General features: G+C 61.9%; 9 protein-coding genes. 4 read left to right on the top strand and 5 right to left on the bottom strand.

The annotated features are described in order from the left end of the window. Positions 1–288: 288 nt before the first annotated feature. From YA0848_RS01260 to YA0848_RS01250, 3 genes are all read right to left on the bottom strand, one after another. Positions 289–1,188 (bottom strand): hydroxymethylglutaryl-CoA lyase, encoded by a 900-nt coding sequence (locus tag YA0848_RS01260; protein WP_034114236.1) that lies wholly within the window; start codon positions 1,186–1,188, stop codon positions 289–291. Positions 1,189–1,204: 16 nt separating this feature from the next. Continuing rightward, entirely contained in the window at positions 1,205–1,597 is a 393-nt protein-coding gene (locus tag YA0848_RS01255; RefSeq protein ID WP_034098804.1) for a MerR family transcriptional regulator, read from the bottom strand. 135 nt (positions 1,598–1,732) lie between these two features. Further along, a complete protein-coding gene (locus YA0848_RS01250) occupies positions 1,733–2,668 on the bottom strand; it encodes a LysR family transcriptional regulator (protein ID WP_169868479.1) in 936 nt (311 codons plus the stop codon). A 151-nt stretch (positions 2,669–2,819) separates the two neighbouring features. On the opposite strand from YA0848_RS01250, the gene YA0848_RS01245 reads away from it, so the two are divergent. After that, entirely contained in the window at positions 2,820–4,049 is a 1,230-nt protein-coding gene (locus YA0848_RS01245) for an acyl-CoA dehydrogenase (RefSeq protein WP_034114234.1), read from the top strand. A gap of 110 nt (positions 4,050–4,159) precedes the next feature. Here YA0848_RS01245 and YA0848_RS01240 read toward each other — a convergent pair whose 3' ends face one another. Together YA0848_RS01240 and xthA are read right to left on the bottom strand one after the other, a co-directional pair. Beyond that, positions 4,160–5,494 carry a substrate-binding domain-containing protein gene (locus YA0848_RS01240; protein WP_040268751.1) on the bottom strand — a complete coding sequence of 445 codons (1,335 nt, stop codon included), beginning with the start codon at positions 5,492–5,494 and terminating at the stop codon, positions 4,160–4,162. 109 nt (positions 5,495–5,603) lie between these two features. Then, a complete protein-coding gene (xthA, locus tag YA0848_RS01235) occupies positions 5,604–6,416 on the bottom strand; it encodes an exodeoxyribonuclease III (RefSeq protein WP_034098797.1) in 813 nt (270 codons plus the stop codon). A gap of 170 nt (positions 6,417–6,586) precedes the next feature. On the opposite strand from xthA, the gene YA0848_RS01230 reads away from it, so the two are divergent. The 3 genes from YA0848_RS01230 to YA0848_RS01220 all read left to right on the top strand — a co-directional run bounded on the left by YA0848_RS01230 (position 6,587) and on the right by YA0848_RS01220 (position 12,700). Further along, on the top strand, positions 6,587–7,237 hold the full coding sequence (locus YA0848_RS01230; RefSeq protein ID WP_034098795.1) for a GNAT family N-acetyltransferase: 651 nt from the start codon (positions 6,587–6,589) through the stop codon (positions 7,235–7,237). A 64-nt stretch (positions 7,238–7,301) separates the two neighbouring features. Further along, the gene (locus YA0848_RS01225; RefSeq protein ID WP_034098793.1) at positions 7,302–9,029 is read left to right on the top strand and encodes an autotransporter assembly complex protein TamA; all 1,728 of its coding nucleotides are present in this window, start codon (positions 7,302–7,304) and stop codon (positions 9,027–9,029) included. Beyond that, the gene (locus YA0848_RS01220) at positions 9,029–12,700 is read left to right on the top strand and encodes a translocation/assembly module TamB domain-containing protein (RefSeq protein ID WP_169903442.1); all 3,672 of its coding nucleotides are present in this window, start codon (positions 9,029–9,031) and stop codon (positions 12,698–12,700) included. The genes YA0848_RS01225 and YA0848_RS01220 overlap by 1 nt, the downstream gene beginning before the upstream one ends. Positions 12,701–12,777: the final 77 nt, after the last annotated feature.

Raw genomic sequence — 12,777 nt, 5'->3', positions numbered from 1 at the left:
ACGCCGTACCCTGCGAAGCACATCTTCTCCAAAAAAATCTGTTAGCTGCGTCTCTGCCGTGTTGTTTTTGTTATGTCAGAGTCGTTTCGTCTTATTTTTATTAGGTTTGGCGCTTTTTATTCTTGTTATGCCATAGAGATAGCAGAAGCCGTGCCAACTTTTAAAATACCTTTAAAATCAAGGGGTTGATTTTTGTGTAGGAAATGACCGGGGGCAAATACGACAAAATATGTTCCCGTGTTACTCGATGTGTAGGGCTTGGGTAACACATTGTCACAGGCGTGCTACTCACACGGCGTTACGCGCCTTGGCCACCCGCGAACCGCTGGGGCGCCCCAGCACCTGGCTGATCTGCCGGCCTGCGAGGATCAAGGCGTCCAAGTCGACCCCGGTGTGAATGCCCAGGCCATTGAGCAGGTACAGCACGTCTTCGGTCGCGACGTTACCGCTGGCGCCCTTGGCATACGGGCAGCCGCCAAGCCCGGCAATAGAGCTGTCGAACACCTGGATGCCTTCCAGCAGCCCGGCGTACACATTGGCGATGGCCTGGCCATAGGTGTCGTGGAAATGCCCGGCCAACTTATCCCGTGGCACCTGCGCGCCGACCACTTCAAACAGGCGGCGGGTGGCGCCCGCCGTGCCGGTGCCGATAGTGTCGCCCAACGACACTTCATAACAGCCCATGGCATACAACTCCCGCGCCACTACCGCTACCTGTTCGGCGGCGATCTCGCCTTCATAGGGGCAGCCCAATACACAGGACACATAGCCGCGCACACTGACTCCGTGTTGCTGGGCTGCGGCCATGATGGGCGCGAAACGTTCCAGGCTTTCGCTGATGGAACAGTTGATATTGCGCTGGGAAAACGCCTCGGACGCGGCCGCGAACACTGCCACTTCCTTGACCCCGGCGGCCAGCGCGTCTTCGAAGCCGCGCAGGTTCGGTGCCAATGCGCCATAGGTCACGCCGGGTTTGCGCTGGATCTGGGCGAACACTTCGGCGGAGCCGGCCATTTGCGGCACCCACTTGGGCGAAACAAAACTGCCGACTTCGATATAGCTCAAGCCGGCGGCGCTGAGGGCGTCGACCAATTGAACCTTTTCCGCGACGCTGATGGGGTTGGCTTCGTTCTGCAAACCGTCGCGCGGGCCGACTTCAACCAGGCGGACGTGGGAGGGGAGGGTCATGGCGGTCACCTTCTGATCAATCGCCGGCCTGGCGCATGGTTTGGGCCAGGGCCTGGGTGCAACGCTCTTCGGCGGTGTCCAGTTCCAGCTTCATCTGTTCGATATCCAGCAGTTGCTGTTCCAACTGCTCACGGCGCTCGGCGATCTTGGCCAGCATGCTGTTGAGCTGGATGTGGTTGCCGCTGCTGGGGTCATAGAGTTCGATCAATTCGCGGCACTCGGCCAGGGAAAAGCCGATGCGCTTGCCGCGCAGGATCAGCTTGAGGCTGACCTTGTCCCGCGCGCTGTAAATGCGCTCCTGGCCACGCCGCTCAGGGGCCAGCAGGCCCTGTTCTTCATAGAAACGAATGGCGCGGGTGGTGATATCCAGCTCGCGGGCGAGGTCGGAAATACTGTAGGTAGTGCTCATGGCGGCGCTCAAGAAAGTTCTGGCGCTAAGCTAAAGGTAGGTTGACGTGAACGTCAAGGTCCGCTGCGCGGACCATCGGGGGCGAGCCCCCTCCCATAAAGGGCTCCTTGGTAGTCCATTGCACGGGAGGGGCGCTCAAGCTTGTTGTTTGTCGAGCTTCTTTTCGTGGGCGGTGACTTGTTGGCACAGCTCGATCATCTGCTCGCGCATCCAGCGGTTGGCCGGGTCTTGGTCGGTGCTTTCGTGCCAGTACAAGTGGGTTTCCACCGGCGGTACGTCGTTGACCGGCAAGTTGAACCAGTGCAGTTCATGGCGTCGGGCAAAGCGCTCGGGCACGGTCATCACCATGTCGGTCTGCTGCAGCACTTGCGAGGCCATCAGGTAATGCTGGGAGCGCAGGGCGATCTTGCGCTGGATGCCCATTTTGCCCAGCGCCAGGTCGACGTGGCCCAGACCATTGCGACGGCTGGAGATATGGATATGGGTCAGCGACAGGTAATCGTCCAAGATGAATTTGTCCTTGCCCGCCATCGGGTGGCCCTTGCGCATGGCACAGACGTAGCGGTCCTCCATCAGCTTGACGTGACGTACCTGCGGGTCGGTATTGAGCGGCGCGTCCACGGCAAAGTCCAGGCGCCCGGCGGCCAGTTCCTTGGTGGTTTCGCGGCGCTTGGACAGGAAGCTCTCGATCACCACCGTGGGCGCCAGGCGGCGCAGGCGCTGGAACAGCGGCGGCAGGATCACCGCCTCGGTAAGGTCGGTCATGCTGATGCGGTAGGTTTTGGCCGCCTGTTGCGGGTTGAAGATGCGGCTTTCCTGCACCGACACCCGCAGCAGCGACAGCGCATTGCGCACCGGGCCGATGATGTTCTGCGCCATCGGCGTGGGCACCATGCCTTGGGCGGTGCGCACGAACAGCGGGTCGTTGAAGGTCTCGCGCAGACGGGCCAGAGCGTTGGACACCGCCGGTTGGGTGATGCCGACAATCTGCCCGGCGCGGGTCAGGTTGGCTTCGGTGTAGATCGCGTCAAAGACGATGAAGAGGTTGAGGTCGACCTTGCTCAGATTCATTTCGTTGCGCTCTTATTGTTAGGTGCTCATACGCCGATCATATATCGGTGATGAATGTTAATACACGCCGAGAATAGGCTAGGTAAATTATCAACGCTGTTCTAGCATCGATTGCATGACCTAAACAACCTCTCCAAGAAGGGAGCTGCTCATGGATTTCGCCTATTCGCCCAAGGTTCAGGAACTGCGTGAACGCGTCACTGCGTTCATGGACGCATACGTTTACCCCGCCGAGCCGGTGTTTGAACGCCAGGTCAGCGAAGGCGACCGTTGGCAGCCCACTGCTATCATGGAAGAACTCAAAGCCAAGGCTAAAGCCGAGGGCCTGTGGAATTTGTTCTTGCCCGAGTCCGAACTGGGCGCTGGCCTGACCAACCTCGAATACGCGCCCTTGGCGGAAATCATGGGCCGTTCGCTGCTGGGGCCGGAGCCGTTCAACTGCTCGGCGCCGGATACTGGCAATATGGAAGTGCTGGTGCGCTACGCCAATGCCGAACAGAAACAGCGCTGGCTCGAACCACTGCTGCGCGGCGAGATCCGCTCGGCATTCGCCATGACCGAGCCGGACGTGGCTTCCTCGGACGCCACCAACATGGCCGCCCGCGCCGAACGCCAGGGCGACGAGTGGGTGATCAACGGCAAGAAATGGTGGACTTCCGGCGCCTGCGATCCACGCTGCAAAATCCTGATCTTTATGGGCCTGAGCAACCCCGATGCGCCGCGTCACCAGCAGCACTCGATGATCCTGGTGCCGGTGGATACCCCCGGGGTGAAAATCCTGCGGCCGCTGCCGGTGTTCGGTTACGACGACGCGCCCCACGGCCATGCCGAAGTGCTGTTCGACAACGTGCGCGTACCTTATGAAAACGTATTGTTGGGTGAAGGGCGTGGCTTCGAGATTGCCCAGGGGCGCCTTGGCCCGGGCCGTATCCACCATTGCATGCGCTCGATCGGCATGGCCGAGCGCGCGCTGGAATTGATGTGCAAGCGCTCGGTCAGCCGTACCGCATTCGGCAAACCGTTGGCGCGGTTGGGCGGCAATATCGACAAGATCGCCGACTCACGCATGGAAATCGACATGGCACGCCTGCTGACCCTGAAGGCGGCGTACATGATGGACACCGTGGGTAACAAAGTGGCAAAAAGCGAAATCGCCCAGATCAAAGTGGTGGCGCCGAACGTCGCCCTGAAGGTGATCGACCGCGCGATCCAGATCCACGGCGGTGCCGGGGTGTCCAACGACTTCCCCTTGGCCTACATGTACGCCATGCAGCGCACCCTGCGCCTGGCCGACGGCCCGGACGAAGTGCACCGCGCGGCGATCGGCAAGTTCGAGATCGGCAAGTACGTGCCTCGGGAGTTGATGCGCGGCGGGCAGTAACACCGCAGCGCCTGCATCGGGGCAAGCCCCCTCCCACCAGTGATCGTGTTTCAGTGTGGGAGGGGGCTTGCCCCCGATAAGGCCAGTGCCAACAACCCAACACCCAAGCCTCAATACACCCACACCTCCACCCGCCGATTCTTGATCCGCCCCTCATCCGCCGTATTCGCCGCTACTGGCATCTGCGCCCCGAACCCACGGATATCGCGCAGCACCACGCCGCTGCGAACCAGCTCCCGCCGCACCGCCATGGCACGCAGCTTGGACAGCAATGCTGCGCGTTGCGGGTCATTCTTGGCGTCGCCAAAGCCCACCAGCGTGACCTGCTTATTGAGCTTGTCGTGACGTTTCAGGTACGCCACCACCCGTTGCAGGTCCTGGCGTGCCTTGTTGTCGAGGCTGGCGCTGCCTTCTTCGAAGCGAAAATTCACGCTCAAGCGTTGGGCGTCGCGGGCTATTGCCTGGTAGTCGTCGGGCATCGTGGGGCGCGGTGTCACTGCCATGGCTTGCACCTGCTGCGCGATAAAGCCGTTGGCCGCCACGATCGCCTGGCCCTTGGGGCTCTGGGTAAAGTCCACCAGCGCATCGGCCCAGGGGTTGCGGTTCGACGGTGGCAAGTAAAAGTACAAACGGCGTGACAGCGGGTAATCCTCGGTGGCGATCAGGCTGTTCAACGGCAGCATCGGTTGCGAATCCCCATCGACAACCGCCACCGCCTTGGCCTGGCGCACGTAGGGCAGGCCGATAAAGCCGATGCCTTGGGGATCGCCGCTGACCGCGTCGGACAACTGCTCGCTGGATTCGAAACGCTGGGCGCTCGCCACCAACGGTTTGCCGCGCAGGCGCAGTACCAGCTCCTTGAAGGTGTCGTAGGTGCCCGACTGATCATCCCGCGCATACACATGGATCGGCCCGCCGACCCCGCCCAGCGCCTCCCAGGTGCTGATCTCGCCGTTGAAGATCTGTGCCAGTTGCACGGTGTTCAACGTCGTCAGCGGGTTGCGCGGGTTAAGGATGATGGCCAGGCCATCGATGGCGATCACCTGTTCGGCGTCGGGGCTTTTCAGGTCGCCCAGGGGTTCGAGGTCCACCAGTTCGCTGTCCTTGATGGGACGGGACGAAGCTGCCAGGTCCGCGCTGGTTTTTTTAAGCGCTGCAAAACCGGTGCTGGAACCATGGGCCGCCACCTCGACGGTCACCGTCTTGCCTTGGCGCGTTTTGCCGACGATCCGCTGTTCATTGGCTCCGTCGGCCGGCTCGCTGTGTACGTCTTGCAAACCCTGCTGCGCCATCAACCCCTTGACCAGTGCCGGGCCCAATGCCGCGCCAATGGTGTTGGAACCTTGGATGCGCAAGGCTGGGCCATGATCGGGAACAGGCAGTGGAGCGGCCACGGCGGCGAGGGGCAATAGGCAACACAACAGGAACAGAACGCGCAGCGTCATGCCGGCACCTTCTCAAGCCAAAGGGAGTGCCGCGAGATTAAGTCAGTCAGGTTGCATAAATATGACTGGCTGGCGGACACGCCCAGATCTGATCAAGCCCGACAACCCGTCAGCTCAATTCAAGCCAGATCGGCGCATGGTCCGAGGGTTTTTCCAAACCACGCAATTCGTAATCCACCCCCGCATCCTTGACCCGATGCAGCAAGCCCGTGGAGGCCATGATCACGTCGATGCGCAGGCCGCGCTTGGGCTCATCTTCAAAGCCGCGGCTGCGGTAGTCGAACCAGCTGAAACGATCGCTCACGTCCGGGTTCAGGTGCCGGAAACTGTCCACCAGGCCCCAGTTTTTCAGGCGCGCCATCCACTCGCGCTCCTCGGGCAGGAAGCTGCATTTGCCGGTCTTGAGCCAACGTTTGGCGTTGTCGGCGCCGATGCCGATGTCGCAGTCTTCCGGGGAAATATTCACGTCGCCCATCACCACCAGCGCCTGGTCGTTGCTGAACTGGCTTTCCAGCAACTGCTGCAGGTCTTCGTAGAAGCGCTGCTTGGCCGGAAATTTAGTGGGGTGGTCGCGGCTTTCGCCTTGGGGGAAGTAGCCATTCATGATGGTGACCGGCTGGCCGTTCTCGTCGGCAAAGGTGCCCCAGATAAAGCGGCGCTGGGCGTCTTCTTCATCGCTGGCAAAGCCTTTATGCACGCTCAACGCTGGCTGACGCGAGAGCAGGGCCACGCCGTAGTGGCCTTTCTGCCCGTGGTAGTACACGTGATAGCCAAGGGCTTGCACTTCGGCGAGGGGGAACTGGTCGTCGTGAACCTTGGTTTCCTGCAGGCCGATCACATCCGGTTGATGCTTTTCAATCAGCGCCGCCAACTGATGAGGGCGGGCGCGCAGCCCGTTGATATTGAAGGAGACGATTTTCATGGTCGGCAGTCCGGTCTTGGCAAAAAGGGCGATGCTAGCCGACAAGTCAGACGGGGGCCAGCGTGGCGGTAGGGCAGATGCGCTGCTAATGTCTGGGAACGACTGGTGCTGCGTAGGTTCGTACCCATAAGAACGCCATCCTTTGAGTGGCGCCCACTGAGATTGATTGTATGCCTGAGACTTCGACTGCCATCGCCGACATCCGTGTGCTCAACAGCGGCTATTCCCGCGAAGCCCGTTCCCTGTTGTACCAGGCTTACCGCCACGAACCGACATTCGCCTATATCTTTGAGGCCGAGCGTCCCGGCTATGAACAGCGGGTGCGCGCCACCGTGCGTGAGCTGGTCAAGCAGCACTTCTTCCAGAAGCTGCCGGCCATTGGCCTGTTTGTGAATGACCGTCTGATCGGCATCGCGCTGATTGCGCCGCCGCAACGGCGCCTGGGAATCACCGAGAGCTGGGCCTGGCAATTGCGCATGTGGCTGAGCACCGGGGTGCGCGGCACGCGGCGTTATCTGGATTATCATCATGCCGTGCTGGCGTGCTTGCCCAGCGAGTCGGTGCATATGCTGCCGCTGCTGGGGATTCATCCGCAGTTCCAGGGCAAGCATTACGGTGAGCAGTTGTTGCAGGCGGTGCATAACTGGTGCGCCGAAGACCCGCATTCGTCCGGCGTGGTGCTCGACACGGGCAATTCGCGTTACCTGGAGTTTTATAAACGCCAGGGTTATGAGGAAATCGGTGAAGTGGCAGTGGGGCCGGTGTTGGAACATGTTTTTTTTCACCCCAACCCCCAGGTATTGCAGGCCGCCACGGCGTGATGCAGATTTTTTCAGAACTTTCCGAGTTCTACGTTTCTCGCCCGCTCGTGTAGCATCCGCGCCTATGAAGTTTCCAGGAAGATTCACCAGCAGCTTGATTCTGCTGTTTACAAGCTGCGGCGCGCTGGCGCAAAGCGAATTGGACGTGCGCATCAAACCCGCCAACGACGCGTTGAAAGCCAATATTGAAGGCTACATCGGCGGCGTGGGCGATCGTGATGAAGAGGCCCTGCTGCGGTTCAGCCGTGGTGCCGAGGAGCAGGCGCGCAAAGCCGCTCAGGCGCTGGGCTTTTATCAACCGCGCATCGATAGCGACGTGCAGGGGGGCAAGAACCCGCGCCTGATCCTCAACGTCGACCCCGGCGAACCGGTGCACTTGCGTGATGTGACCATTCGGGTCGACGGCCCGGCGGCGAACCTCAAAGCGTTTCGCGTACCCGCCAGCGACGACCTTAAATCCGGCGCCATTCTCAACCACGGTCATTACGAAGACGCCAAGCGTCTGATCCAGAACCAGGCTTCGCGGTACGGCTTTTTCAGCGGGCGCTTTACCCGGCAGACACTCGCGGTGGACCCCCAGGCCGGCGTCGCCGATATCGAACTGGTGTATGACAGCGGCCCGCGCTACACCCTCGGCAAAGTCAGTTTCGCCGGCGATACGCCGTTCGACGAAGACCTGCTGCACCGCATGGTGCCGTTCAAAAGCGGCGACCCTTACGACTCCGAACTTATTGCCGAACTCAACCAGAACTTGCAGGCCAGCGGGTTTTTCGAAGGCGTGCGCGTAGACGCCGCGCCCGCCGCCTCCACCAATGATGTGATCCCGGTAGCCGTGCAGTTGGACACACGCAAGCCGCGCACCATGGGCCTGGGCCTGGGTTACTCCACCGACGTAGGCCCGCGCGGCAAGGCCAACTGGACGCGACATTGGGTCAACCCTCAGGGCCATAGCTATGGCTGGGAAGCCGAACTGTCGGCGCCGCGGCAGAACGTTGGCCTCTGGTATGACATTCCCCTCGACCCGCCGCTCACCGACAAACTGCGCTTTGCCGGCGGCTACCAGAACGAAGAAATCGCCAACACCGACACCCTGAGTAAATTGCTCACCCTCGGCCCGGAATGGCACAGCAAGCTGCCCAGCGGTTGGACGCGGGTGATCTCGCTCAAATGGCAGCGCGAAGAGTATCGCCTGGGTGACGATTCGGGTCTGAGCAACCTGTTGATGCCGGGCGTCAGTTATTCCTACCTGCGCAGTGACAATCGCATAGACCCGCACCATGGCTATCGCTTGCAATTGGACACCAAGGTGGCCAAGGAAGGGCTGGGTTCAGACACCAATTTGCTGTACGGCACAGCAATGGTCAAAGGCCTGACCACCTTGTGGGACAACCATCGCTTCCTCGCCCGTGCCCAAGTGGGCGGCAGTGCCACCAATGGCTATAAATCAGTGCCGCCGTCGCTGCGTTTTTTTGCCGGTGGCGACCAAAGCGTGCGCGGCTACGAGTACCAGACCTTGTCCCCCGAAAACGACCGCGGCGATCGCATCGGTGGGCGCTACATGGTGGCGCTGAGTGCCGAGTATCAATATTCCATCGCCGAAAAATGGCGGATCGCGACCTTTATCGACCAGGGCAACTCCTTCAACAACCTGGAGCTGCCCAGCCTGAAGACCGGCGTCGGCGTCGGCATCCGCTGGGTCTCGCCGGTCGGGCCGATTCGTCTGGACCTGGCCCATGCCCTGGAAGATCCGGGCGGCGTTCGTTTGCACTTTTCCATGGGGCCTGAGTTGTGATGCGTGGTGTGAAAATAGCCGGGCTGGCCGTGGTGGCCGTCCTCGCCATAGGGGTGCTGACGGGTTGGGCGATACTCGGCACCCAGGCCGGCAGCCGTTGGGCGCTGGCGCGTGTGCCGGGGTTGAGCGTGGAGAATTTCCAGGGCCGTTTGGGCGGCCAATGGCGCGCCGACCATCTGCTCTGGGAGCAGGGCAGCAGCCGCGTCGAACTCCAGGCGCCGACGTTTGCCTGGTCGCCGGCTTGCTTGCTGCGCATGACCTTGTGCATCGACCGACTGGAGGTGGAACAGGTCAGCCTGCAATTTCCCCCCAGTGGCGACGAGGGCAGCGGACCGATCCAACTGCCGGACTTGAAACTACCGATAGCCCTGCAATTGGGCGAGGTTCGCGTCGGTCGCCTGTTGTTTAACGGCAGCGAGGAGCTCAAGGGCCTGCAACTGGCGGCGCACTGGACGGCGGCGGGCATGCAGATCGACGCCGTGCACCTGCAGCGCGACGATCTGGTACTGGACCTGAGCGGCTTGTTGCAGCCCAGCGGTGATTGGCCGTTGACCGCCAGCGGCAACCTGAGCCTGCCTTACGCACCCGGCGGTGCGCCTTGGACAGTGGCGCTGAAGGTCGACGGCGACCTGCTCAAAACCCTCAAACTCGACGCCGACAGCAGCGGCTACCTGCCGGCCAAACTCAGCGGCGAACTGCAACCCCTGGCGGAAAACCTGCCCGCCCAATTACACATCACCGCCGATGGCTTCAAGCCCAGCGCCGATTTGCCCGACACCCTGCAGCTCAATCAACTGGACCTTACCGCCAAGGGCGACTTGAGCCGTGGCTACCAACTGCAAGGCAAGGCTGTGTTGCCGGCGGAAAAAGGCCCGGTTGATCTGTTGCTGCAAGGCCAGGTGGATGCCAAGGGTGCACAGATCGCCGGCCTGGAGATAAACGCCGGCGATAAGCAGAACCTCAAACTCAGCGCCAACCTGGACTGGCAGCAAGGCTTCAGCGCCGATGCCAAAATCGCCTGGTTGGATTTCCCGTGGCATCGCCTGTACCCGCTGATCGACGAGCCCCAGGTGACGTTGCGTACCTTCAATGGCGAGGTTGCTTATAAAGATGGTAATTACCTCGGCAACCTCACGGCCGACCTCGATGGCCCGGCCGGCCCATTTTCGGTGGTCACGCCGTTCAGCGGCGACCTTACGCAGGTGTTCCTGCCGGAGCTGAAACTGAGCGCCGGCCAGGGCAAGGCCGAAGGTCACTTGAACCTGCAATTCGCCGATGGCATCGCCTGGGACACTGCGCTGGACCTGTCGGCGCTGAACCCGGCGTACTGGGTGGCTGAGTTGCCCGGCACCCTGGCCGGCCCGCTACGCAGCAAGGGCGAATTCAAGAACGAGCAGCTCAAACTCAACGCCGACCTCGACCTCAAAGGCCGCCTGCGCGGGCAAACTGCGGTGCTGGCGGCCAAGGCCGATGGCGCCGGCGAGCAGTGGACCCTGGCCAATCTCGACTTGCGCCTGGGCGACAACCGCATCCAGGGCAGCGGCAGCCTTCAACAGCGTCTGGCCGGGCAGATCGATATCAAGCTCGCACGCCTGGCTCAGTTGTGGCCGCAGTTGCGCGGTCAGATCAACGGCCGGCTCGACGTGGCCGGTACGCTCAAGGCGCCCCAGGGCAAGCTCGGCCTCAAGGGCCAGCAACTGGCGTTCGCCGACAACCGCCTGCAAGCCCTCAGCCTCGATGCCAGGTTGGATAGCGCCCAGCGCGCGATAATCGACCTCAAGGGCAGCGGCATCCAGAGCGGTGACACCCAGGTCGGCACGCTTACCGCCAGCGCCCAGGGCGACATCCGCCAGCAAAAGGTCCAGCTCGACCTGGCCGGGCCCCTGGTCAAATTGGCTCTGGCCCTGGACGGCACTCTCGACAAGGGCAACTGGCGCGGGCGTCTGGCCAGCGGCGATGTGCAGGCCGGTGGCCAGGACTGGCGGCTGCAGTCCCCGGCCAAAATCGAACGCCTGGCCGATGGCCGACTGACATTTGCGGCGCACTGCTGGGTCTCCGGAGCCTCGAGCCTGTGCGGCGAAGACCAGCGGCTGATGCCCGAGCCGAAGTTGCGCTACCACCTCAAGCAGTTCCCCATCGACAGCCTGGCGGCGTTTTTGCCCAAGGATTTCGCCTGGCAGGGCCGACTCAATGCCGACCTGCAACTGGACCTGCCCGCCAGTGGCCCCAAAGGGGTGGTGTCGGTGGATGCCAGCGGTGGCACCTTGCGCGTCAAGGACAAGGCCCAGTGGTTGGACTTTCCCTACGACACCCTCAAGCTGGAAACCACCCTCAACCCCCGGCGCATCGACACGCAGCTGAACTTCCATGGCGGCAAACTCGGTGAGTTGCTGTTGCAAGCGCAGATCAATCCATTGCCGAAAAACAAGCCGATCACCGGCCAGTTCAGCCTCATGGGGCTGGATCTGGCCGTGGCGCGGCCATTCGTGCCAATGGTGGAAAAACTCAGCGGCAAGCTCAACGGCAACGGCCGCATCAGCGGTGGCCTGCTGGCACCGCAGGTCAACGGCAGCGTCAACCTGGTGGGCGGCGAAGTGTCCGGGCCCGAACTGCCCATCAGCCTCGAAGGGCTGAACGTGCAGGCGCTGATTGCCGGTGAAAGTGTGCAGTTGAATGGCGGCTGGCGCAGCGGTAAAGCCGGGCAGGGCAGCCTCAAGGGGCAGATCGACTGGGGCCAGGCCCTGGCGGTGGACCTGCACCTGCAAGGCGCGCAACTGCCGGTCACCGTCGAACCCTATGCCGAGCTGGAAGTAGCGCCCGACTTGACGATCAGCCTCAAGAACGACCGGCTGGCCATCGCCGGCAAGGTGCAGATTCCGCGCGGCGATATCACCGTGCGTGAACTGCCGCCGTCGACGGTCAAGGTGTCGGATGACACCGTGATCATTGGCAGCCAGACCGAGGAGGGCAAGCCGCCGATGGCCATGGCCATGGATATCGACGTGGTGGTGGGTGAAGACCGCCTGAATTTCTCCGGCTTTGGTCTGACCGCCAAGGTGCAGGGCCAGGTGCATATCGGCGATAACCTGGACACTCGGGGCGAGCTGTGGCTCAACGACGGCCGCTACCGCGCCTATGGGCAGAAACTCGACGTGCGGCGTGCACGCCTACTGTTCGCCGGGCCGCTGGACCAGCCGTACCTGGACATCGAGGCGATCCGCAAGACCGACGACGTGACCGCCGGTATTCGCCTGAGCGGTAGCGCCGAGCAACCTACGACGCAAATCTTCTCGGAACCGGCCATGAGCCAGGAACAGGCGCTGTCCTATCTGGTGCTGGGGCGTCCGCTGAGCACCACCGGCGAAGACAACAATATGCTCGCCCAAGCCGCCCTGGGCCTTGGCCTGATGGGCAGCGCCGGGGTGACCTCGGACATCGCCAACAAGCTCGGCATCCGCGACTTCGACCTCGACACCCAAGGCAGCGGCAACAACACCGCCGTGGTCGCCAGCGGCAAAATCACCGAGAAACTCAGCCTGCGCTATGGGGTTGGGGTATTCGAACCGGCCAACACCATTGCCTTGCGCTACCTGCTGAGCAAAAAGGTCTACTTGGAAGTGGCCAGCGGCGTGGCCAGCTCCCTGGATATCTTCTACAAGCGCGATTTCTAAACCCAACGGGGATAGAAATATAAGAAGGAGCTTGCTGTGGTGAGCGGTTTTTCTGTAGTGAGCGGGCTTGCTGTGGT

Origin of the sequence: Pseudomonas sp. S4_EA_1b, assembly GCF_016307435.1 — a bacterium.
In the GTDB taxonomy this organism is placed as follows: Bacteria; Pseudomonadota; Gammaproteobacteria; order Pseudomonadales; family Pseudomonadaceae; genus Aquipseudomonas; species Aquipseudomonas rhodesiae.
The sequence above is the reverse complement of the archived record's forward strand: the minus strand, read 5'-3'. Positions and strand labels throughout refer to the sequence as shown.